The organism is Nonomuraea jabiensis (genome assembly GCF_014204795.1).
GTDB lineage: Bacteria > Actinomycetota > Actinomycetes > Streptosporangiales > Streptosporangiaceae > Nonomuraea > Nonomuraea jabiensis.
The window spans coordinates 3029944-3053199 of the sequence record NZ_JACHMB010000001.1; the positions used below are offsets into that span (position 1 = coordinate 3029944).

The following is a 23256-nucleotide window of genomic DNA, read 5'->3' on the forward strand; positions in this document are numbered from 1 at the left end:
ACCTGTGAGCACGTCGGCCGTCGAACCCGGCACCCGTCTGGCCGAGCGCTTCCGGCTCGAGGACCGCGTCAGCGAGTCCGACGGAGCCACGCTCTGGAAAGCCATCGATGAGATCCTCGCGCGTCCGGTGGCCGTCCACACCTTCGCGCCCGACTTCCCCCGCGTCCACGAGGTGGTCACGGCCGCCCGCGCGGCGAGCAGGCTGACCGACCCGCGCCTGACGCAGGTGTTCGACGCCGCGGAGGACGACAAGGCCGCCTACGTCGTCAGCGAGTGGGTCACCGGCGAGTCGCTGACGGACCTGCTCGCCTCCGGCCCGCTGGAGCCCGAGCGCGCGGCCGGGCTGGTGGCCGAGGCCGCCGAGGCGCTCGCGCACGCCCACGAGGCGCAGCTCTACCACCTGTGCCTGCGCCCCTCCCACCTGGTGTGGACGACGGGCAACACGGTCAAGGTGCTCGGCGTGGCCGTCGACGCGGCCCTGTCCGGGCTCACCACCGACCAGCCGGCCCTCGACGACGCCGAGGGGCTGGGCCGGCTGCTGTACGCCGGGCTGACCGGCCACTGGCCGGGCGACGAGGAAGAGGGCGGCCTGCCCGCGGCGCCCATGACCGACGGCCACTTCTGCACGCCCCGGCAGGTCACCGCCGGCGTGCCGAGCTACCTCGACACGGTGACCGTGCGCGCGTGCCTGCCCGAGTCGCGCAAGGGCACGGGCGCGCTGGCCAGCCCGGCCGACGTGGCCGAGGCGCTGTCCGGCGTGGCCAGGCCCATGCCGATCCCGATCGCCTACCCCTCGACCCCCGCGGTGGCCTCCGCCTCCCACACCGAGGGCCTGGACCTCGTCCACCGCCAGCAGCTCACCGTCCCGCCGAGCCCGCCCCCGCAGCCGCGCCGCCCCTCGGGCGGTGGCAGCACGCTCAACCGCGTGCTGATGACGCTGGTCGTGCTGCTCGTCATCGCGGCCGTCGGCGTCGGCGCCTGGACGATCGGCCGCAGCCTGGGCAGCCCGACCAAGCCCGAGGCGTCGGGCTCCAGCCCCAGCACCTCCGCGTCCGCCTCGGCCGAGGTCCAGACCGTCAAGCCGAAGAAGGCCCAGGGCTTCGACCCGCTCGGCGACAACAAGGAGAAGCCCGAAATGGCCGACCTGGCCATCGACGGCAAGCCCGGCACGCTGTGGAAGACGGAGCGCTACGACAGCGCCGACCTGGGCAATCTCAAGAAGGGCGTCGGTCTGCTGCTCGACATGGGCAAGTCCATGCAGATCAGCGACGTGGTCGCTACGCTGTCCGATGCTTCGGGCGCGAGCGTCGAACTCAAGGTGGGCGACTCTCCCGATCTGTCGTCACTGAAGACGGTGGCGACCGAGAAGAACGCCGCAGGTAAGACGACTCTTACCCCTGGTGAGCCGGCAACTGGACAGTACGTTTTGATCTGGTTTACCCGGGTTCCGATGGATGGGGGCGAGTTTCATGGCACCATCTATGAAGTAGTGGTGCACTCTCCCGGATCGGCATAACCAGGAATCTCTCTTGTGAACTCCCCACCCGAGACACCCTCAGCAGCGGAGCGGCCGGCGGTCACAGACGCCGAGCTGCTGACCGCGCACATCAACGGGGATCCTCACGCCTTCAGCGAAATCGTCAAACGGCACCGCGACCGCATGTGGGCGGTCGCCCTGCGTACGCTCGGTGACCCCGACGAGGCCGCCGACGCCGTGCAGGACGCCTTCGTCTCCGCATATCGCAAGGCCGCCACGTTTCGCGGCGAGGCGGCCGTCACGACCTGGCTCCACCGGATCGTGGTCAACGCCTGCCTCGACAGGATGCGCCGTAAATCGGTCAGGCCTGTCGCCGACGACGAGCTGATCGAGGCCGCTGAGCGCGAGACCCCTCTGCCCGACCAGACCGTCGAACGCGAAGTCTCCATGGAGGTCTCCGCAGCATTGAAACTCCTGCCCAGCGACCAGCGGGCGGCTCTCGTCCTCGTCGACATGATGGGTTATTCGGTCGAAGACGCAGCTCAGGTGCTCCAGGTGCCGAGCGGCACGGTCAAGAGCCGGTGCGCTCGGGGGCGCGCGAAACTTGCCCCAATTCTTTCCCATCTGCGGAACCGATCGGACCTCAATCGCGTCTCATCCGCGAAGGGAGCAGAACTTCGTGACGGGTGATACGCACTACGATCTGGAAATCCTGGCCGAGCTGGCCGAGGGTCTCCTAGACGTCGACACGGCGCGCCGGGTCCGCGAGCATCTCGCGGTCTGCGACCCATGCGGGGAGCTACTGGCAGACCTGGCGGCGGTTCGCGAGGTGCTCGCGGCGACCCCCACACCGGCCATGCCGATGGGTGTCGCACTGCGCATCGACAAGGCCCTGGCCGCCGAGGCGGAGTCCCGGCGGGGAGGCGTCGGCCTCGTGGAGACGCCCGACTGGGACGAGCTCATGCGGGACGCCCCGTGGGAACGACCGGTCGAGGTGGCCGCTGAGGCGGCCCCCGAGCCGGTGCGCCTGGGCGTCGTCTCCGACGACGGCACGATCGTCCCGGCCAGGCCATCTCGCCGGCGCCGATGGGCGATGCCCGCGATCGCGGCCGCGGCGGCGGTCGCCGTGGTCGGCACCGCGGTGGCCTCGACCGGGCTGCTCGCGAGCGGCGGCGGAGGCGGCAGCAGCAGCATCGACGTGATGGCCGGCGGCGCCACCGAGACCTCCGCGGTCCCCTCGACCCCGGCCAAGGTCCCCACTATGGCCAGGTCCTACGGGCTGACCGACAGCGGTCACAACTACAGTGACCAGGACCTGCGCCAGCCGCTCGAAGGCATGTTCGGCTTCCAGCGCATGGTGGGTGGCGGCTCCGACGACGACGGCAAGGTCGACAAGTGCGTGAAGCGGGTCTCGAGCCGCTCCAGGCTGCCGGCGTACGCGGTCGACCAGGGCCAGTACAACGGCCAGGAGGCGCTCATCGTGGCCTCGTGGAAGGACAAGGCCAGCCAGAGGCTGCGCATCGACATCGTCGACCCGTTCAACTGCAAGAACCTGCGTAAGCCCACACTGGGCCGCTGGTAAAGGACCTACGCGTCAGAGCCCGCCTCGGCGGGCTCTTTCGCTTTGTGCGAGCGTTGTGTGCGGGGCCGGGAATCAGCGCGGCCTAGGATCTGTTGACGCCGGTGCAACACCAGACGAGGAAGGCGTGGAGCGTTGAGCGACGTTCGTAACGTGATCATTATTGGATCCGGCCCAGCTGGCTACACCGCGGCCGTCTACTCCGCGCGCGCCGAGCTCAAGCCGCTGGTCTTCGAGGGTTCCGTGACAGCCGGTGGCGCTCTCATGAACACCACCGACGTGGAGAACTTCCCGGGTTTCCCCGACGGCATCATGGGCCCCGACCTCATGGACAACCTGCGCAAGCAGGCCGAGCGGTTCGGCGCCGAGCTGGTCGCCGACGACGTGGTCGAGGTGGACCTGGAGGCGAACCCCAAGGTCGTCAAGACCTACACCGACACCTACTACGCCAAGTCGGTCATCCTGGCGATGGGCTCCGGCTACCGCGAGCTCGGCCTGGAGAACGAGAAGCGCCTGTCCGGGCGTGGCGTGTCCTGGTGTGCGACGTGTGACGGCTTCTTCTTCCGCAACAAGGACATCGTGGTCGTCGGCGGCGGCGACACGGCGATGGAGGAGGCCACGTTCCTCACCAGGTTCGGCCGCATGGTGACGGTGGTGCACCGCCGCGACGAGCTGCGCGCCAGCAAGATCATGCAGGAGCGGGCGCTCGCGAACGAAAAGATCCGTTTCGTCTGGGACTCCGAGGTCGTCGACGTGCTCGGCGACTCCCGCGTCGAGGCCGTGCGGCTGCGTAACGTCAAGACCGGCGAGGAATGCGAGCTGGCCACCGACGCGTTGTTCATCGCGATCGGCCACGACCCGCGCACCGATCTGGTCAAGGGGCAGATCGACCTCGACGCGGACGGCTACATCAAGGTGGCCTCGCCGTCCACGGCGACCAACATCGACGGTGTGTTCGCCGCGGGAGACGTTGTCGACCACACCTACCGTCAGGCCATCACCGCTGCCGGCACCGGCTGCGCGGCCTCGCTCGACTCCGAGCGCTGGCTGGCGAACAACGAGAAGTGAGTAAGGAGCGCACCGTGAAGGCTGTCACCGACGCCTCTTTCGAAGCCGACGTCCTCAAGAGCGACAAGGCCGTGCTGGTCGATTTCTGGGCCGAGTGGTGCGGGCCGTGCCGTCAGGTGGCCCCCATCCTGGAGGAGATCGCCAAGGAGCACGGCGACAAGCTGGAGATCGTCAAGCTCAACATTGACGAGAACCCCGACGTTCCGCGCCAGTACGGTGTGCTCCAGATCCCCACGATGAACGTCTACAAGAACGGCGAGGTCGTGAAGCAGATCATCGGCGCCAAGCCGAAGGCCATGCTGCTGCGCGAGCTCGACGGCATCATCTAGCCCGCTCTCCCGCGGCGCGCGCCCGGCCCCCCGCCCCTGGCGGGGGGCTTTCCGCGTTCTCCCGGTCGTACGGACCTGCGAGCCGCTTGTACGGGCCTGTGCGGTCGTCAGACGGGACGTAGCGCCCGTTCCGGACTCATGGAGCCCAGGAGTCGCTCCAAAGCCACCTCGACGTCCTCACGCCACGAGACGGCGGTCTTGAGCTCCAGCCGGAGCCGCGGAAAACGCAAATGCGGACGAACCGTCTTAAAACCAACAGAAAGGAAGTATTCCGCCGGAACTACGCAACTAGGCTCTTCCCACTTGAGGTCGCCAAAAGCTTCAATGGCTTTCACACCACGCCTGGTCAGGTCTTTGGCGACGCCCTGGATCAGCATCCGCCCCAGCCCGCCACCCGAGAACTCCGGAATGATGTGCGCGGTCATCAGCAGCACGGCGTCGGCGCTGACCGGCGAGGTGGGGAAGGCCACCGACCGGGGGCTGTAGAGCGGCGGGCTGTAGAGCACGAACCCGGCGGGCACCCCGTCGACGTAGACGATTTTCCCGCAGCTGCCCCACTCGAGCAGCGTGCCGGAGATCCAGGCCTCCTTCTCCAGCCCCGGATCCCCCGACCGAACCGCCCGCTCCCCGCTCATGGGGTCAAGCTCCCAGAACACGCATCGCCTGCAGCGATGGGGCAGATCTTCGAGATTGTCCAGGGTTATGTTGACCAGCCGGCGCGACAACTACGGCCCCCTGTCGTTGACCCGGAAAAGCCCGCGAAAACCGCGTCCACAGGTGGCATCGTAGCCCAGTGAAGATACCGCCAGCGGACACCACGACGGTCGAGCCCGTCACGGGCGACATGTCCGGTTAGCGTAATCTGGTATTTCAGTCCGATATGACACCTAGGAGGTGGGCCGTGACAGGAGAGCTGGATCACGGTCAGACACCCGCGACCCAAGGGTCGCGCATCGACGCTTACGTCGATCGGTACGCCGCGCGAGCTACCGGGATGGTCGCCTCCGAGATCCGAGCTCTTTTCGCCGTCGCGTCGAGGCCCGAGGTGGTCTCGCTCGCGGGCGGCATGCCGTACGTCACGGCTCTTCCCCTCGACATGGTCGGCGAGCTGGTCTCCGACCTCGTCACCAAGCGCGGCCCCGTCGCGCTGCAGTACGGTTCCGGCCAGGGCGACCCGCACCTGCGTGAGCAGATCTGCGAGGTCATGCGGCTGGAGGGGATCCACGCCGGGGCGGACGACGTGGTCGTCACCGTCGGTTCGCAGCAGGCCCTCGACCTGATCACCCGGATCTTCATCGACCCGGGCGACGTGGTGCTCGCCGAGGGGCCCTCGTACGTGGGGGCGCTGGGTACGTTCGCCGCCTATCAGGCCAAGGTCGTTCACATCGCCATGGACGATCAGGGCATCGTGCCCGAGTCCCTCGCCCAGACCATCTACGCGCTGGAGACGGCCGGGGCGCCCATCAAGTTCCTCTACACGATCCCGACCTTCCACAACCCGGGCGGCGTCACCCTGAACATCGCCCGGCGGCAGCAGGTGCTCGACATCTGCCAGCGGGCCGGGGTGCTGATCATCGAGGACAACCCGTACGGGCTGCTCGGCTTCGACGGGGAGCCCATGCGCGCCCTGCGCGCCGACAACCCGGACGGCGTGGTCTACCTGGGGTCGTTCTCCAAGACGCTCGCCCCCGGCTTCCGCGTCGGCTGGGCGCTGGCCCCGCACGCCATCCGCGACAAGCTCGTGCTGGCCATGGAGTCGGCCGTGCTGTCGCACTCCTCGTTCACCCAGCTCGCCGTGGGCCAGTACCTCGCCACGCAGCCATGGCGGGAGCAGATCAAATCGTTCAGGGAGCTCTACCGCGAGCGCCGCGACGCGCTCCTGGACGCGCTCGAATCCCTGATGCCGCCCGAGGTCACCTGGACCCGACCCGCGGGCGGCTTCTTCGTGTGGGCGACCCTTCCCGAGGGGCTCGACTCGAAGGCCATCCTGCCGCGGGCGGTGGCCGAGCGGGTGGCGTTCGTACCGGGGACCGGGTTCTTCTCGGACGGGAGCGGGGCGCGGCACATGCGGCTCTCGTACTGCTTCCCCGAGCCGGACCGGATCCGGGAGGGGGTGCGGCGGCTGGCCGGCGTGATCGATCAGGAGATGCAGCTGAGGGACACGTTCGGCACCAGCTCGGCCCGCGACCACCTGGGCGTCGACACCCCTGGCCCGGACCTGGCCTGACCAAGGGGGCCGGCGCCGCCTCACCCGCCCGCCGGCCCCACCTCCAGACCCGCCCTACCCAACCCTCTTGGGCCCACCAAGCCGCGCTCCACCCACCGGCTCTCCAGGCTTGGCTACCTGTACTCCACCTCCAGGACCAGCCACCCCTACCCCACTTATTCACCTCCAGGGTCAGCCACCTCTGCCCCACCTACTCACCCCGCGCCAGCCGCCCTTGCCCTACCCGTTCCCAGGACCACCCCCCCCTCGGCCCACCCAGTCACTTCAAGGCCCAGCAACTCCAAGGCCCAGCAACTCCCGCTCCTGCTGCACCCACCACGCTCTGCGGGCATACCCGCGACCCTGCATCGGCGCGCCTCGACCCGACCCGCGAACCTTCACCACCAGGACTCTCACCCGACCCCCGCGAAAGAGCAAATATCAGTCAGGCGCGTCGGGCGCTGGTGGCGTGCCGGGCCTCGGCGGCTTGGCGGTACGGTTGGACAGCGGCGCGTGCGATCAGCGGAGGAGATGTGATGAGCGATCTGGGCCACGTGCTCGTGCTGGCCGGAGGTCTCTCCTATGAGCGAGAGGTGTCCCTGCGCTCCGGTCGCCGAGTCAGCGAGGTGCTGCGTGCGGCGGGCATCGACGTGGAGGCCCGCGACACCGACGCGTCCCTCGTGCCCTCCATCCTCGCGGATCCGCCGGACGCGGTCTTCGTGACCCTCCATGGTGGCGCGGGCGAGGACGGCGCGATCCGTTCCGTCCTCGAGCTGCTCAACGTCCCGTACGTGGGCGCCGACCCGGACGCGTGCCGGGTGGCCTTCGACAAGCCCACGGCCAAGGCCGTCGTGCGCTCGGTCGGCCTGCAGACGCCGCAGTCGGTCACGCTGCCGAAGGAGACGTTCCACGACCTCGGCGCCACGGTGGTGCTGGGCCGCATCATCGAGCGCCTCGGCCTGCCTCTCTTCGTCAAGCCCGCCCGTGGCGGCTCGGCGCTGGGCGCCTCGATCGTGCGCACGGCAGAGGAACTCCCCGCCGCCATGGTCGGCTGCTTCGCGTATGGCGACACGGCGCTGATCGAGCGGTACGTGGAGGGCGTGGAGGTGGCGGTCTCCGTCGTGGACCTCGGCAACGGCCCGGAGGCTCTGCCGGCCGTGGAGATCGTCCCGGACGAGGGCGTCTACGACTACGCGGCCCGCTACACGGCCGGACACACCGAGTTCTTCGCCCCTGCCCGCCTCTCCGCCCAGGCGGCCGCGGCGTGCGCCGAGACGGCGGTGACCGCCCACACGGCTCTCGGCCTCCGCGACATCTCCCGTACGGACCTGATCGTCGACGCCGACGGCATCCCGCACTTCCTGGAAGTCAACGTGGCCCCTGGGATGACGGAGACCTCACTCCTTCCGATGGCCGCCGAGGCCGCCGGCCAAGACTTGGGCGACCTCTGCCGTACCCTCCTCCAAAACGCCGCCACCCGCGCCCACACCTGACCCTCACTCTCCAACACCTCCTCCACAGCGAACCCGTCACCGCGCGCCTGCCCCGGCCCCCAGGCGCGCCCTCCCACCCGTCGACGGCACCCGCATGCAAGCCGCTCTCATCGAGCCACAAGCACGGCCGACTCAGAACTCGCCTCGAGTCCACACACACCCGGCAGCACAGCCCTCCCGGAAGCCGACGTCGAAGACCGACTCGCGAGCAAGCGCGTCCACCGGCAAGCCAACTTGAGACCGAGCCGCCACCACCACGCCCCCGAAGGCAAACAACCAGCACCACCGCCGACTCGGCGACAAGCTCCCCGCCTGCACAGCCAACTTAGACTCACGCCCCCGACAGCACGCCACCCCAGAACGCTCGGTCGACGCCCCAGCCGACCCCCGAACAGGCGTCCGACAGCACGGCGAACGCGGACGCGAGCAACCGCCACCACGACCATCCCCAGAGCAGGCGGCCACCACCACATCCAACAGCACCGCCAACCCCGACGCGGGCACCCCCGGAGCGGACATTCAGGATCACAACTCACACCCACCTGGACGTCCAACACCACGACCAACCCCCACCCGAGCAACCGCCACACGACCACCCCCAGAGCGCACCGTCGGGACACAACCGACACCCAGGCGGACGCCCAACACCACGGCCAACCCGACGCGAGCAACCGCCACCACGCCCACCCCGGAACGGACCGTCAGGACCACAGCCGACACCCAGGTGGACGCCCAACACCACGACTAAGTCAGAGGCGAGCAAGCTGCCCGCCGGAAGACTAACGACCAGACCGCAGCGGACTCAGAGGCGAACATCCGAGAGCGCGGTCGGTTCGAGGGCCGTCCCATTTCCGGCGGAGGGGCCAAATCCTTGAGATAGCAAGCGGCTCAGATCGGGTTCCTCTCGACAGAGGCCGCAGCGGCGCGACACTTGCCGACGCGAAGCACCACGCGCCCTCGGGCAGGGAGACCCCGCCGCCCTCATAGCCGCCAGCGCTTCCCCGCCACCTAGCGCTTCCCCGCCGCTCTCCTTGCTACCTAGCGCTTCCCCGCCATCCTCACCTCTTCCCCCCCGCTGAGCCACCACGGACGCCACCATCCAGAGGAAGAGCGCATGCGTGCGAGCCAGCGCCTGCTGCATCCGGATCGCACGCCTCTCATTCCTCACCAGCCCATCCACAGAACAGGCGGAAGACAGCGGCCCTCACCTCACCGGATCCGCAGCCTACGGGACGAGATCGATCCCCGGACGCCCCAGCACCAGGTTGAGGGCAGATAAGTAGCCTTACCGTGTGCTGACCGATTCGATGTACCCCAAGAGCTTCGCCAGCGACAACCACGCCGGCGTTCACCCGACCATCCTCGAAGCCATCGCCTCAGCCAACCACGGAGACGCTCCCGCCTATGGCGACGACAGCTGGACCTCAGCCTTCGAGGACAAGGCCAAGGAAGTGTTCGGCGCGGAGGCCGAGGGCTTCGCGGTACTCAACGGCGCGGGCGCCAACATGGTCGGGCTGGCCCTCATGCTCGGCCGCTACGACGCGATCCTCTGCGCCGACAGCGCCCACATCGCCACGCATGAAGCAGGAGCCTCGGAACGCCTGCTCGGCGTCAAGCTGATGACGATCCCCACCGAGGACGGCAAGCTCCGCCCGGAAGACATCAAGTCCCGCCTGGGTGGAATCGGCAATCCCCACGAGTCCCAACCCACGGTGGTCTCCATCTCCCAAGTCACGGAGCTCGGCACCTGCTACTCCCCCGCCGAGATCGCCGCCGTGGCGGAGGCGGCACACGAGTCGGGTCTACGACTCCACATGGACGGCGCCAGGCTCGCGAACGCCGCCGCCTTCCTCGACTGCGACCTGAAGGCCATCACGACGGACGCCGGGGTGGACGTCTTCAGCTTCGGCGGCACCAAGAACGGCGCACTGGCTGCCGAGGCGGTCGTCGTCCTCGATCCCTCGCTGGCGCCCGCCGTCCCGTTCCTCCGCCGCCAGTCACTGCAACTCGCCTCGAAAATGCGCTTCATCTCGGCTCAGCTTTCGGCGCTTCTGACGAACGACCTATGGCGCGAGAACGCTTCTCACGCCAACAAGATGGCGGCCCGACTGGCGGACGGCCTGGCCGATGTGCCCGGCGTTTCCTTGGCGCACCCGGTCCAGTCGAACGCCGTCTTCGCCGTCCTCCCACCCGCCGTCGCGGAGACCCTCGGGGGACGCTACCTGTTCCACTACTGGAACGAGCAAGCCGGCATCGTCCGCTGGATGACTGCCTTCGACACGACGCCGGAGAACGTGGACGACTTCCTCGACGACATCCGCAAGGCCGCCGCCGCGTAGCCTCACTCCTTCACCAGCCGCCGTTTCACGTGAAACACGCCACCCTTCCGGCAGCGCGACTCAGCTCCATGTTTCACGTGAAACGCTCCCAGGAACTCACTCGACCCCAAGAGTCGCCGCCCTTGAGGCGATCTACCACCCCGCACCCTCGACCGCGCCAAGCCCCTCGTTTCACGTGAAACATCGACTACCCGAAGCGGGGCTTAGCGTCGGCTTCACATGAACAGCGCCCCGGCGAGCTGACTGCGATCGTTTCACGTGAAACAGCGAATTCAACCCGGGACGCGTCACCCCTTTCCCGCCCCCGCCACAGCGGCAAGCGAGAGCGGACAGCAGCGTCGGGGCTATGGGGGCCGACAGTGCCTGTTTCACGTGAAACAGCGACTCCGCCGCATCTGCCGCCGCGACGGTCTCAGGTGAACAGCGAATCCGGACCAAGCGCGCCAGTCGTTCGCCAGCCGTCACCGCCACAGGCGGCGGGACGGCGACGCGGCAGGACGACAGAGACGGCGAGACGGCGGGACAGCGGGACGGAAGGATGGCGGGACGGCGGGACAGCGAGGCGATCAGGGGCGATCAGCTGGCAAGCCAGCAGTGGCGGTTCACGTGAAACAAGCGTCAGCCTTCGGACTCTCGCATCGCGCGGACAGCTTCCGGCGCCATGGTGCCGATGATCCGCTCAAGGTCGTCGATCGTGGCGAACTCAACGACAATGCGTCCCTTGCGGCGCCCCAGATCCACCTTCACCTTGGTCTCGAAGTGGTCCGAGAGGCGGTCGGCGAGGTGGGTCAGACCGGGAGCGGTGGGCTTGGGCGCCTGGCGCTCACGCGCGGGCTTCTTGGCCGCCTTGGCGCTGCCCATCGCGACGATCTCCTCAACCGCCCGGACCGAGAGGAGCTCCGCCACGATCCGCTTGGCCAGTTCGATCTGCTCATCGGCGCTGGCGAGGCCGAGGAGGGCACGAGCGTGACCGGCGCTGATGATCCCGGCGGCCACCTTCTGCTGAACTTCGGGCGGGAGGTTCAAGAGGCGGAGGGTGTTGGTGATGTGGGAACGGGAGCGGCCGACCTTCTGCGCCAACTGATCGTGCGTCGCCTGGAAGTCATCGAGGAGTTGCTGATAGGCGGCGGCCTCTTCAAGAGCGTTCAGCTGCTCGCGCTGAAGGTTCTCGATGAGGGCATCCCGAAGGAGATCGGTGTCCTGGGTGTTGCGGACGATCGCCGGAACCGGGTCCAAGCCCACCTGCTGGCACGCCCGCCAGCGCCGCTCCCCCATGATCAGCTCGTACTGACCACCACCGACGGATCGGACCACGATCGGCTGCAGGAGCCCGACCTCCCGGATGGACGCCGCCAACTCCTCCAGGCGTTCCCCATCGAAGATCTCACGCGGCTGGCGCGGGTTGGGGACGATCGCGTCGAGCGCGACCTCCTTGAAGTACGCTCCAGCGATCGGCCTAGGGCCGGTCTCCCCCGTTGAACCGTTCGACGGGGTCGGCGCCGTTCCCGTTCCGTCACCGATGGGACCGGTCGGGATGAGCGCCCCCAGCCCCTTGCCCAATCCCCGCCGCTGCTGACTCACTGCGTCTCCTCATCCACCCGGCCGATTCCGGTCACTCCAGGAGAGGTTACCGTCGTGCGCGCGACGGGGCGCCCCCTCGCCACACACCACCCGGTTCTATTTACACCGACACGATCACAAACCAACCCAACGACGGACTTGAACCCATCTCACGCTCGAGACGATCGCCCCACCACCCGATCCGGCGCCACCACCAACGCCCCTCGCCGCACCTGAACGCAGTCCCCCACAGCGCCCACCTAACGCCCTCACCACCTTTCCACCACATCACTGCTCCACACCCGCGTGACCGCCTCACCGCTCCGCTCCACCACCTCGCTGCCCCACCGCTCCGCCACCTCGCCGTCCCACCGCTCCGCCACCTCGCCGTCCCACCGCTCCGCTACCCGCCCTCCCGCCTCGCTGCCCCACCGCGCCGCCGTCCTTCCACCTCGCTGCCCCACCGCTCCGCCGTCCTTCCACCTCGACGTCCCACCGCTCGGCTACCCGCCGTCCCGCCTCGCTGCCCCACCGCGCCGCCGTCCGACCGCCTCGCTGCCTCGCCGTCCCGCTACCTCGCCGTCCTTCCGCTTCGCCGTCCCATTGCCCGCCATTCCGCCGCTCCGCCGTCCCGCCATTCCCCCGTCCTGCCGTCCTTCCACCTCGCCGCCGGCACCTCGCCGTCCCGCCGTCCCGCCGCGCCGCCGTCCTTCTGCGCGCTGCCCCGCTGCCCCGCTGCCCCGCTGCCCCGCTGCCTCGCTGCCCTGCCGCTTCGCCCGCTACGCCGCGACATCAGAGGGGGCAGTTCCGCTTTGCGTGAGAGTCCCACAGCATCGCCGCATCGCCATGAGCCCAGGTGTCGAGGTGGCCGTCGAAGGGGGGTTCATGGGTGCCTTCGTCCGCCGGGTGGCGCGCTTAGACGCTGCGGCTTGGCGCCAGCCGCGCTTGCGGAAGGGCGCCTTCATCCACCGCACGGCACACTGAGACGCCGCAGCTTGACGCCTGCGGTGTTCGCGGGTGCGCTGGTGGTCGGCAACCCGAGCCTGCTGGGAAGGCGGAGCCGCGGGCGCCCATGCGGCAACACAGGGATGCGGTTGTCGAACGTTGGTCGGTTGTCCTCACTTTGCCGGCTCGCAACCGCATTCGCTGCGCCGCGCCGGGCCGCCCCCTGTGCCGCATTCGCTGTGCTGCACTCGCTCGTGGTGCCGCCCTCTGCGCGCACCCCTGTGCTGCCCCGCTGCGCCGCACCCCTGTGCGCATCTCTGTGCCGCATTCGCTGCGCTGCGTTCGCTGCGCTGCGTTCGCTGCGCTGCGTTCGCTGCACTGCGTTCGCTGCACTGCGTTCGCTGCACTGCGCCCCGGTGCCGCATTCGCTGTGCTGCATCCCGTGTACCCCCAGCCCCGCCGTGCCACGGTGCCTGCGCATCGCGGATCATGCCGACGGGTCCGGCCGCAGCGGAGGTCGCTGTGCCACAGTCGCGCGCTGCGGTGATCAGCGTCTCAGGGGCCTGCTGGCGCTCGGTCTCTTCGCCCTGTCCGTCCGGCTGTCCAGCGCCCTTGCTGGCCCGGACGCCCCCATCGTGGTACTCGGTTCCGTGCCGCCCTGGGGCTTCTTGCCGAGCGCGCAGGGCAGCTCGCATCCGGCCGCTTTCGTCTCGGCAGGCTCGGCTTTACCTCCCGTCGCATCGCCGTCTGCTGGTGCCGCTCGGGCGCAGGGGATCGGTGTCCCCTGTCTGGTTGTGCCGCCGGGACGTCGTAATGCCGCCTCGGGTCGGGCCGCTATGGGCGGCAGCTTGCCGTTCGCGCCGGTTTGTCGGCTCGGCGTGCCTGGGACGCCGCGGCAGGGGTTGTGTCTCTACGGCGGTCTTGCGATCGGTGGGAAGGCATGCTGGCGGGCCCTGCCTGGCTCGCTGCTGTTCGTGTCGAAAGCAGGAGGAGGTAGGTGGGGCGCCGGTGAGTTGGGCGGCCGGCGGGTGGGTCGGGCCTGAGGTGGGAGCGGTGGCTGGGGCCAGGGGTCCTCAGCGCTCTAGCGGGGAGCTAAGCGGCGGCAGGACCGTGTGGGACCGTGTGGGACCGTGTGGGGCTGAGTGAGGGCGTGGAATGGCCCCGTGTGTGGGCGTGGCTGGGTGAGGGGTTGGCGGCCGACGGGTGGTTGCGGTGGGGTTTGTGATTTTGGGGTGGGGAGGGGGAACGGTTAGGCGACGATGGCGCGGTGGGCGATTTCGCGGGCGGCGTCCATGTAGGCCATCGCTCCGCTGGAGCCCGGGTCGTACGTCATTACCGACTGCCCATAGCTGGGCGCCTCCGACAGGCGGACGCTGCGGGGGATGACCGTGTTGAGCACCGTGTCGCCGAAGTGTGACCGGACCTCATCTGCCACCTGGGAGGCCAGCCGGGTCCGTCCGTCGTACATCGTCAGGACGATGGTCGAGAGCTTCAGTGTCGGGTTGAGGTGTGCGCGGATCAGGTCGACGTTCCTGAGGAGCTGTCCGAGGCCCTCCAGGGCGTAGTACTCGCACTGGATCGGGATCATGACCTCGTCGGCCGCCACCAACGCGTTCACCGTCAGCAGGCCCAGCGACGGCGGGCAGTCGATCACGATGTAGTCCAGGTCGATCGCGTCGTACGCCGCCAGCGCGCGCCGGAGGCGGGCCTCCCGGGCCACCAGCGAGACGAGCTCGATCTCCGCGCCGGCCAGGTCGATGGTGGCGGGGGCGCAGAAGAGGTTCGGCATGTCGGGGACCTGCTTGACGATGTCCGCCATCGGGAGGTCGTCGACGAGGACCTGGTAGACGTCCGGCACGTCGCCGCGGTGTTCGGTGGCCAAGGCTGTGGAGGCGTTGCCCTGAGGGTCGAGGTCCACCACGAGGACGCGCTGGCCATGCATGGAGAGGGCAGCGGCGATGTTCACCGATGTGGTGGTCTTGCCCACTCCCCCCTTCTGGTTGGCCACCGCGATCACCCTGGTCTTGGACGGGCGCGGCCACGTGCCGTCCCCGCCGTCGGGAGTCTGGGCGGCCGTCGGGGTTGCGGATGTTTCACGTGAAACCACTGAGCTGAGCGCCTCTCGTACCAACGGCGAATCACCAGGATTCAGGGGGGTCTGGGTCACGATGTCCATCCTTTCAACCAGTGATGTGCCGGTGCCGGCGATTGACTGTCGCGACACGCCCGTTTCGGGCCAGCCAACCCCGCTTGGACTCTCGGACGGACGGCTGTCCGGCCAGCCAAGACCGCTTGACGCGACTGGCACGACCGTCACCTCCTTCGTCGACGCCTGGCTCGCTCCGGCGTGCGACCCGCTACCACCCGAACCAATGTTGCAGGCGGCTCGACCTTACCGTGCCCGACGGTCACAAGCTCGGCCGTTCGTGCCCCGATGGCCCGCAATTGGGGCTCCGCCTCGGCGAGCTCCTCGGCGGCGCGCTCCCCCTTCATGGCGATCAGCTCGCCACCCTCGTGGAGCAGCGGCATGGCCCATTTCAGCAGCCGATCGAGCGGCGCCACCGCGCGAGCGCTGGCGACGTCGAACTCCCGCTTGCCCGCCAGCTCCTCCGCCCGGCCGCGCAGCACCTCGACGTTGTCGAGCTTGAGCGCTTCGACGCACTCCTCCAGGAAGACGGTACGGCGAAGCAGCGGCTCCAGGAGCGTGACCCTGATGTCCTGCCGCACGATCGCCAGCACGAGCCCCGGCAGCCCGGCGCCGGAGCCGATGTCCACCAGGTGCACGTCCGGAGGCACGGCCTCGGCCACGACCGCGCAGTTGAGCAGATGGCGATCCCAGATCCTGGGCACCTCACGGGGACCCAGCAGCCCGCGGACCACGCCGGGCCCCGCCAGCAGCTGGGCGAACGCGTTCGCGCGCTCCCAAGCCTCCCCGGCGAAGACGTCCCGCGCTATGTCCGGCGGCGCCGGAAGCTCATCGCTCACTGGTCGGTGGCCCTTTCTGGGGCTGGTGGCCCTTGTTCGGTGGGAAGCCGGGTGGTCTCTCCCCAAGGCTAAAGGTGAGATCACAGTGGAAGACTAGCGGGCCGGTCTGAAGGCGACCTTTCAGCACGCCGCCGTCGGTCTGACCCGGGCCGGATGGAGAGCGTTAACAAGGGGCATGAGCGCATATAGGCGTACGTACAGGGATAAAAGAGCTTAAATGCGAAACGGCCGTCCACCACGCGTGCGTGCGGGCAGACGGCCGGATCGGATGGCGTAACACCCCTCAGGCGGGCAGGACCACCACGTAGCGGTGTGGCTCCTCGCCCTCGGACTCGCTGCGGAGCCCGGCGGCCGCCACCGCGTCGTGCACGATCTTGCGCTCGAAGGGCGTCATCGGGTGCAGCGACTTCGGCTCGCCGGCGTCCTTGACCTGGCTGGCGATCTCGGTGCCGAGCTTGGTCAGCTCGGCCCTGCGCCGCTCGCGGTAGCCCCCGACGTCGAGCATCAGGCGCGAGCGCTCGCCGGTCTGCCGGTGCACGGCGAGGCGGGTCAGCTCCTGGAGCGCCTCCAGGACCTCTCCCCCCGGACCGACGAGCTCGTTGCCCTTGAGCCCCACGACGGAGACCATGGCGCGGTCGCCCTCGACGTCCATGTCGATGTCGCCGTCGATGTCGGCGATGTCGAGAAGGCCCTCGACGTAGTCGGCAGCGATCTCGCCTTCCTGCTCCAGCGCGTTGATATCAGGAGCCTTCTCCTGCTCGGCCTCGGTCATGGCCGGCCTCTCCTTCATGTTCAGGACTTCTTGCTGCCGGTGCGCTTGCTGCGGGACTGGCGGCTTGGCTGCTGCCTAACGATCTTAGGCTCCGGCGGGGGCGGAGGCGCCTGCTCTTCGGGCGTGGTCTTGCGAAGCTTGGCGAACAGGCCGGACTTGGCCTCGATGGGGATCGCGTTGCCCTTGGCGTCGAACTGCGGCATCGGGTGCCGGCTGTAGAACCAGTGCTGCTGGCCCAGGGTCCACAGGTTGGTGGTGACCCAGTAGAGGATCAGGCCCAGGGGGAAGTTCAGGCTGAAGAAGGCGAACAGCGGCGAGATGTACATCAGGATCTTCTGCTGCTGCGCCATGGGGTTGTCCGGCATCTGGGCCATCGAGCGGGTGACGCTCTGCCGGACGGTGAGGAAGGTGGTGAGCGAGCTGATCGCGACGAAGCAACCGATGACGATCTTCTCACCGATGTGGGTGGCCTCGAAGAACGTGGCAGGAAGCGGGGCACCGACGATGAGCGCCTGCTTGGCGCTGTCGACCAGCTCCTGCGACATCCCGAACTTCGGCTGGTCCGCCGCGATCGCCCGCAGCACGGTGAACATCGAGATGAAGATCGGGAACTGGGCCACGACAGGGAGACAGCCGCCGAGGGGGTTGGCGCCCGCTCCTTGGTAGAGCGCCATGACCTCCTGGTTCATGCGCTGCTTGTCGTTCTTGTAGCGCTTGCGGAGCTCCTGGACCTTCGGCGCCAGCTCCTGCATCTTTCGCGACGAGCGCATCTGCTTGAGGAACAGCGGGAAGATCAGGATCCGCATGCAGATGGTCAGCGTGATGATGGTGAGTGCCCAGGTCAAGCCGCTGTTCGGGTCGAGCACCGTGCTGTATGCCTGGTGGATCCAGGTGATGACTTGGGCGACGGCTGTGTACAGCCAGTTGAGCCAGGACAGCTCCACCGAGCTATCTCCCTTGCGTTTCGTGGGACCGGACCGGGCGTGGGGGCACCGGGTCTATACCTCCGGGATGGAATGGGTGGCACCGCCCGATGCGCCGGACAGTCAGCCATATGCCGCGCAAAGCTCCGTGCGTGGCGATCGCCTCGAGTCCATACGCACTGCACGACGGGTAGAAACGGCAGCGTGGACCGAGCATCGGGCTGATGAACGCCCGGTAGAACCGGATCGGGATGATCAGCGCCCGAGCCGCGATGCTCGGCGTCACCCCTTGCGGCTGCTCCGTCATTTTTGTCCACCCGTCGAGGACTCGCGCCGCCTGAGCAAACGTTCCAGTGCGGAGTCGAGCTCGGCGGCCAGGAGCTCGAATCGCGCGGACGCGGCCGGTGGATTGGCGCGTACCACCAGCAGGCTACCTCGCGGCAGCCGGTCGAGACGGTCCCGCATCAGGTGTCGGAGCCGTCGCTTGACCTTGTTCCGGGTCACGGCGCCGCCTACGGCCTTGCTCACCACGAAACCCACTCGAGGGGACTCTTCCCCCGAAGTGGCGAAATGCACCACAAGGGTCGGGCGACCCGCGCGCTTGCCGCGCCTGACCGCCGCCTCGAACTCTTCCCCGCGCCGCATGCGGGATTCACGGGACAGCACCGTATACGCCTAACGCCCGCCGGCAAGACGCACCGGCGGGCCATATACGCGCGGAACGATCAGGCCGACAGCTTCTCGCGGCCCTTGCGGCGGCGAGCGGCGAGGATGGCGCGACCGGCCCGGGTGCGCATCCGCAGCCGGAAGCCGTGGGTCTTCGCGCGGCGACGGTTGTTCGGCTGGAAAGTACGCTTGCTCACGGGTGGGCTCCAGGCTTGATGGTACGCCGCAAGGGCGCTGTAAACACATGGATGGCCTGCCAGGGAAGCGAGGGCACGCGAAATAGCCGTCGCGTGACAAGCCGACCGTCGTACGTTACGGGTGAAGTACCCCTCAGGTCAAACTGGACGGGTTATCCACCTTTCCACAGGCGACTTTTCCACCGCCGACCCTGCGTCCACAGTATGTGCACCCAGGTGCCACTAGGCTGTGGACAATGCCTTGAACACAGCTGTGCACATAGATACTGTCGGCCCTTCCGAAGCCGCTCAAGGGCTGTGCACAACCTGTGGATCTCCTGTGGAGGGCCTGGGCACGGAGCCCGGCCGCCACGTTGTGGACGAAGGGGCCGCCGATCACCGCGGGCGGCCGCGCTTGTGGATAAACGATCGCGGGGGGCCGCGAGAGGAAGGAGGGGGAGCCGCACCATGAACGGTGTCGACCTCGGCACGGTATGGGCGAGGGCCCTGAGCAACTTCCTCAACGAGAACGTGCCGATCCAGCAGCGTACGTGGCTGTCGATGGTGCGCCCGATCGCGCTGGCGAACGACACGATCGTGCTCGGCGTCCCCAATGACTTCCTCAAGGACCTCATCGAGGGCAAACTGCGCCCGCTCGTGGCGCACGCGCTGTCACAGGAGCTCGGCCGGACCATGCGGCTGGCCGTGATGATCGACACCACGGCGCCGGAGCCGCCGTCGGTCGACTCTCATCAACAGCCTGTGACTCAGAGTTATCCCCAGAATGTGGAGAACCATCCGCTCTACGCACAGCCCGCGCCATCGCAGCACCAGCAGGCTTCGGAGCCTCCACAGTTCTATTCTCCACAGCCGGAGCAGCCCCAGATATCCACCGAATATCCACAGCCGGGCTTCTCTTTTGAACAGGCGCAGCCGTACACACCGCCTGTGGAAAAAGAGCCTGAGCCGGCGCCGAACCGGTGGGAAGCCAAGAGCAGCAAGCCCAGCGAACCGGCCAGACTTAATCAGAAGTACACGTTCGAGACATTTGTCATCGGGGCCAGCAACCGGTTCGCCCACGCGGCGGCCGTGGCAGTGGCCGAATCCCCCGCGAAGGCGTACAACCCGCTCTTCATCTATGGCGACTCGGGGCTGGGGAAGACGCACCTGCTGCACGCGATCGGGCACTATGCACAGAGCCTGTACGACGGCGCGCGGGTCAGATACGTGAGCTCCGAGGAGTTCACCAACGACTTCATCAACAGCATCCGCGACCACAAGGCCGACGGCTTCCGCGGCCGCTACCGGGCGATCGACATCCTGCTTGTGGACGACATCCAGTTCCTGGAGGGCAAGGAGCAGACCCAGGAGGAGTTCTTCCACACCTTCAACACTCTCCACAACGCCAACAAGCAGATCGTCATCTCCAGCGACCGCGCGCCGAAGCAGCTGACCACGCTGGAGGACCGGCTGCGCAACCGGTTCGAGTGGGGCCTGATCACCGATGTCCAGCCGCCGGAGCTGGAGACCCGGATCGCGATCCTCAGGAAGAAGGCCATCCAGGAGGGCCTGGCCGCGCCGCCCGAGGTGCTGGAGTACATCGCCAGCCGCATCTCCACCAACATCCGCGAGCTCGAGGGTGCCCTGATCAGGGTCACCGCGTTCGCCAGCCTCAACAGGCAGGGTGTGGACCTGCAGCTCGCCGAGGTGGTGCTCAAGGATCTGATCACCTCGGAGTCCGACACCGAGATCACCATCGCGGCGATCATGACGGAGACCGCCAACTACTTCGGCATCAGCATCGACGACCTGTGCGGCACCTCACGCAGCCGGGCGCTCGTCAACGCCCGGCAGATCGCCATGTATCTGGCCCGCGAGCTGACCGAGCTGTCGCTGCCCAAAATCGGCCAGCAGTTCGGCCGCGACCACACCACGGTCATGCACGCCGAGCGGAAGATCCGCTCGCTCATCGCCGAGCGCCGGTCGATGTACAACCAGGTCAACGAGCTGACTTTGCGTATCAAGCGGACATCCCGCGGGGCCTGAACATCATGCACAGCCTGTGGAAAACACTGTGGATCTGCGGAAACGCCGAAACCCACCGGCTCTTCGCCACACAATGCCCGGAAAAATCCCCCACAGGGCCTGGGGACAAGGTTGGGGACACCCTGGGGAGAACCTGGGGACTACTCGTGGATAACGTGTGGACGGCCTGTGAACAGGCGATCTGGGACTCCAGCCGTGTCCCTTTTACCCCGTGGACAACTTGTGGAAACCTCGTGGATAACCAGTGGATGAAGGCACCAAGATCTGGGGACGGCCTGTGTGCACAGAACCTTCATCCCCAGGCGCGCGAGTTCTCCCCAGGCGTCACCCACATCCCCAGTGGATGAAAACAGGACTGCTGACCAGCCAGAACGCCGGTTGTCCACAGTTTCCACAGCCCCTAGTGTGATGACCTCTTATCTCTCTAACAAAGAAACTCAAGACCCATAGAGGGGTTCTCCCGGAGCTCAGGTGCGGGAGAGTGAACACTTGAATCAACGACGAACCCAGGAGGCCGATCACCGTGATGTTCCGAATCGAGCGAGACGTTCTCGCTGAGGCGGTGGCATGGACGGCACGCAGCCTCCCGGCGCGCCCGTCGGTGCCCGTGCTCGCCGGCATGCGCCTGGAGGTCACCGAGCAGCAGCAGCTGAAGCTGTCCGGATTCGACTACGAGGTCTCCGCCGAGGTGACGCTCGAGCTCCAGACCGGTGAGGCCGGCGTCGTGCTGGTCTCGGGCAAGCTGCTCGCCGAGATCACCCGCGCGCTTCCCGCACAGCCTGTGGACTTCGTGGTGGACGGCGCCAAGGCGGTCGTCACCTGCGGCAGCGCTCGATTCACACTGCTCACCATGCCTGTGGAGGACTACCCGTCCCTCCCGGCCATGCCGCCGGCCGCCGGCCGGGTGGGCAGCGACGTGTTCGCCTCCGCCGTCGGCCAGGTCGCCGTCGCCGCCGGCCGGGACGACACCCTGCCGATGCTCACCGGCGTGCGGATGGAGATCGAGGGCGACACCGTGACCCTCGCCGCGACCGACCGCTACCGGCTCGCCGTACGCGAGCTGAAGTGGCAGCCGGGCCAGCCCGACTTCGCCGCCATCGCCATGATCCCCGGTAAGACCCTCGCCGACACGGCCAAGGCGCTCGGCACGACCGGCGCGGAGGTGGAGATCGCGCTCAGCTCCGCCGGCGGCACCGGCGAAGGCATGATCGGCTTCTCCAGCGCCGGCCGGCGGACCACCACGCGGCTGCTCGACCCCGAGTTCCCCAAGTACCGGTCGCTGCTGCCCACGGAGTTCTCCGCCCGCGCGGACCTGTCCACAGGGCCGTTCGTGGAGGCGGTCAAGCGCGTCGCCCTGGTCGCCGAGCGCAACACCCCGGTGCGGCTGGCGTTCAAGAGCGGCGAGGTCGTGCTGGAGGCGGGCAGCGGCGACGAGGCGCAGGCCGTCGAGGCCCTGCCTGTGGACTACGAGGGCGAGGACATGAACATCGCCTTCAACCACCAGTTCCTGCTGGAAGGACTGGGGGCCATCGACTCCGATGTCGCGCGACTTCAGATGACCACGTCGACGAAGCCCGCTATCCTCACGGGTGGCAAGCCTGTGGATGACGGAGCCGCTACGGACTACCGTTATCTGATCATGCCCATCCGCCTGTCAGGCTGATCCTGTCATCGGGGATGATGGAAGTCTGACAAGGGGGTAGGACAACATGCAGATCGGCATGGTCGGACTGGGCAAAATGGGCGGCAACATGGCCGAGCGCCTGCGGCGCGGCGGCCACGACGTCGTCGGCTACGACCGCGATCCCGCGATCAGCGACGTGGGCAGCCTCAAGGAGCTGGTCGAACGCCTGCAGAAGCCGCGGGCGGTCTGGGTCATGGTCCCCGCGGGCAAGCCCACCCAGTCCACGATCGACGATCTCGGCGAGCTGCTCGACCCCGGCGACATCGTCGTCGACGGCGGAAACTCCCACTATGTGGACGACCAGAAGCACGCCGCCGAGCTGGCCGAGAAGAGCATCGGGTTCGTCGACTGCGGCGTGAGCGGCGGCGTCTGGGGCCTCAAGAACGGCTACGCGCTCATGTGCGGCGGCGACCAGGCCCACGTCGACCGGCTCATGCCGATCTTCGAGACGCTCAAGCCCGAGGGCGAGGACGGCTTCGTGCACGCGGGCGAGGTCGGCGCCGGGCACTTCGCGAAGATGGTCCACAACGGCATCGAGTACGGCATGATGCAGGCGTTCGCGGAGGGCTGGGAGCTGCTCGAGGCCTCCGACGTCGTCAAGGACGTCAAGGGCTCGTTCAAGAGCTGGCGCACCGGCACCGTGATCCGCTCCTGGCTGCTCGACCTGATGGTCCGGGCGCTGGACGACGACGAGCACCTCGAGCAGCTCCGAGGTTATGCACAGGACTCCGGGGAGGGCCGGTGGACGGTGCAGGCGGCTGTGGACCACGCGGTGCCGCTGCCGGTCATCACCGCCTCGCTGTACGCCAGGTTCGCCTCGCGGCAGGACGACTCGCCCGCGATGAAGGTGGTGGCGGCGCTGCGCAACCAGTTCGGCGGCCACGCGACCACCTCCGCGGAGGGCGCCACCGAAAAGGGGGCCGACTCCCCGGGCGCCGACGTGGTCCCGCCGCGCGAGACCGAGCGTCGGTGACCACAGGCATCCCCGAGGCGCACTAACCTCGTGGG

The 23256-nt window shown here is 68.1% G+C and carries 21 protein-coding genes; 11 read left to right on the top strand and 10 right to left on the bottom strand.

From position 1 onward, the window contains the following. Nucleotides 1–4: 4 nt before the first annotated feature. The 5 genes from HD596_RS13325 to trxA all read left to right on the top strand — a co-directional run bounded on the left by HD596_RS13325 (nt 5) and on the right by trxA (nt 4453). On the top strand, nt 5–1516 hold the full coding sequence (locus HD596_RS13325; RefSeq protein WP_185069556.1) for a protein kinase family protein: 1512 nt from the start codon (nt 5–7) through the stop codon (nt 1514–1516). A gap of 15 nt (nt 1517–1531) precedes the next feature. Further along, the gene (gene sigM / locus HD596_RS13330; protein WP_185069557.1) at nt 1532–2167 is read left to right on the top strand and encodes an RNA polymerase sigma factor SigM; all 636 of its coding nucleotides are present in this window, start codon (nt 1532–1534) and stop codon (nt 2165–2167) included. After that, nucleotides 2157–3059 (top strand): anti-sigma factor family protein, encoded by a 903-nt coding sequence (locus HD596_RS13335; protein WP_185069558.1) that lies wholly within the window; start codon nt 2157–2159, stop codon nt 3057–3059. Before sigM ends, HD596_RS13335 begins: the two co-directional genes overlap by 11 nt. Nucleotides 3060–3191: 132 nt before the next feature. Then, on the top strand, nt 3192–4124 hold the full coding sequence (trxB, locus tag HD596_RS13340) for a thioredoxin-disulfide reductase (RefSeq protein ID WP_185069559.1): 933 nt from the start codon (nt 3192–3194) through the stop codon (nt 4122–4124). A 14-nt stretch (nt 4125–4138) separates the two neighbouring features. After that, entirely contained in the window at nt 4139–4453 is a 315-nt protein-coding gene (trxA, locus tag HD596_RS13345) for a thioredoxin (protein WP_185069560.1), read from the top strand. Nucleotides 4454–4560: 107 nt separating this feature from the next. Here trxA and HD596_RS13350 read toward each other — a convergent pair whose 3' ends face one another. Next, the gene (locus tag HD596_RS13350; protein WP_185069561.1) at nt 4561–5178 is read right to left on the bottom strand and encodes a GNAT family N-acetyltransferase; all 618 of its coding nucleotides are present in this window, start codon (nt 5176–5178) and stop codon (nt 4561–4563) included. Between the two features lie 155 nt (nt 5179–5333). On the opposite strand from HD596_RS13350, the gene HD596_RS13355 reads away from it, so the two are divergent. The 3 genes from HD596_RS13355 to HD596_RS13365 all read left to right on the top strand — a co-directional run bounded on the left by HD596_RS13355 (nt 5334) and on the right by HD596_RS13365 (nt 10491). Then, on the top strand, nt 5334–6680 hold the full coding sequence (locus HD596_RS13355; RefSeq protein WP_185069562.1) for an aminotransferase-like domain-containing protein: 1347 nt from the start codon (nt 5334–5336) through the stop codon (nt 6678–6680). Nucleotides 6681–7195: 515 nt separating this feature from the next. Continuing rightward, nucleotides 7196–8152 (top strand): D-alanine--D-alanine ligase family protein, encoded by a 957-nt coding sequence (locus HD596_RS13360; protein ID WP_185069563.1) that lies wholly within the window; start codon nt 7196–7198, stop codon nt 8150–8152. 1292 nt (nt 8153–9444) lie between these two features. Then, nucleotides 9445–10491: a threonine aldolase family protein gene (locus HD596_RS13365; RefSeq protein ID WP_313043863.1), complete on the top strand. Its 1047-nt coding sequence runs from the start codon at nt 9445–9447 to the stop codon at nt 10489–10491. Between the two features lie 618 nt (nt 10492–11109). On the opposite strand, the gene HD596_RS13370 is transcribed toward HD596_RS13365, so the two are convergent. The 9 genes from HD596_RS13370 to rpmH all read right to left on the bottom strand — a co-directional run bounded on the left by HD596_RS13370 (nt 11110) and on the right by rpmH (nt 18539). Next, the gene (locus HD596_RS13370; protein WP_185069564.1) at nt 11110–12072 is read right to left on the bottom strand and encodes a ParB/RepB/Spo0J family partition protein; all 963 of its coding nucleotides are present in this window, start codon (nt 12070–12072) and stop codon (nt 11110–11112) included. Between the two features lie 248 nt (nt 12073–12320). Beyond that, nucleotides 12321–12515 carry a hypothetical protein gene (locus HD596_RS13375; RefSeq protein WP_185069565.1) on the bottom strand — a complete coding sequence of 65 codons (195 nt, stop codon included), beginning with the start codon at nt 12513–12515 and terminating at the stop codon, nt 12321–12323. Nucleotides 12516–14245: 1730 nt separating this feature from the next. Continuing rightward, on the bottom strand, nt 14246–15172 hold the full coding sequence (locus HD596_RS13380) for a ParA family protein (RefSeq protein ID WP_221519306.1): 927 nt from the start codon (nt 15170–15172) through the stop codon (nt 14246–14248). Nucleotides 15173–15309: 137 nt separating this feature from the next. Beyond that, nucleotides 15310–15981 (bottom strand): 16S rRNA (guanine(527)-N(7))-methyltransferase RsmG, encoded by a 672-nt coding sequence (gene rsmG, locus HD596_RS13385; RefSeq protein WP_185069566.1) that lies wholly within the window; start codon nt 15979–15981, stop codon nt 15310–15312. 283 nt (nt 15982–16264) lie between these two features. Beyond that, a complete protein-coding gene (locus HD596_RS13390; protein ID WP_185078456.1) occupies nt 16265–16753 on the bottom strand; it encodes a Jag family protein in 489 nt (162 codons plus the stop codon). A gap of 20 nt (nt 16754–16773) precedes the next feature. Further along, nucleotides 16774–17697: a membrane protein insertase YidC gene (gene yidC / locus HD596_RS13395; RefSeq protein ID WP_185069567.1), complete on the bottom strand. Its 924-nt coding sequence runs from the start codon at nt 17695–17697 to the stop codon at nt 16774–16776. 4 nt (nt 17698–17701) lie between these two features. Next, nucleotides 17702–17983 carry a membrane protein insertion efficiency factor YidD gene (gene yidD / locus HD596_RS13400; RefSeq protein WP_185069568.1) on the bottom strand — a complete coding sequence of 94 codons (282 nt, stop codon included), beginning with the start codon at nt 17981–17983 and terminating at the stop codon, nt 17702–17704. Continuing rightward, complete coding sequence (gene rnpA / locus HD596_RS13405) at nt 17980–18321, bottom strand: ribonuclease P protein component (RefSeq protein ID WP_221520410.1); 342 nt, start codon at nt 18319–18321, stop codon at nt 17980–17982. Before rnpA ends, yidD begins: the two co-directional genes overlap by 4 nt. A gap of 80 nt (nt 18322–18401) precedes the next feature. After that, nucleotides 18402–18539, bottom strand: coding sequence for a 50S ribosomal protein L34 (gene rpmH / locus HD596_RS13410; RefSeq protein WP_043614899.1), 138 nt, complete (start codon nt 18537–18539; stop codon nt 18402–18404). Between the two features lie 447 nt (nt 18540–18986). On the opposite strand from rpmH, the gene dnaA reads away from it, so the two are divergent. From dnaA to gnd, 3 genes are all read left to right on the top strand, one after another. Then, nucleotides 18987–20564, top strand: coding sequence for a chromosomal replication initiator protein DnaA (gene dnaA / locus HD596_RS13415; RefSeq protein WP_185069570.1), 1578 nt, complete (start codon nt 18987–18989; stop codon nt 20562–20564). Between the two features lie 523 nt (nt 20565–21087). Then, nucleotides 21088–22227 carry a DNA polymerase III subunit beta gene (gene dnaN, locus HD596_RS13420; RefSeq protein ID WP_185069571.1) on the top strand — a complete coding sequence of 380 codons (1140 nt, stop codon included), beginning with the start codon at nt 21088–21090 and terminating at the stop codon, nt 22225–22227. Between the two features lie 46 nt (nt 22228–22273). Beyond that, nucleotides 22274–23221, top strand: a complete 948-nt coding sequence (gene gnd, locus HD596_RS13425; protein WP_185069572.1) for a phosphogluconate dehydrogenase (NAD(+)-dependent, decarboxylating) — start codon at nt 22274–22276, stop codon at nt 23219–23221. The last annotated feature ends 35 nt before the right edge of the window (nt 23222–23256 follow it).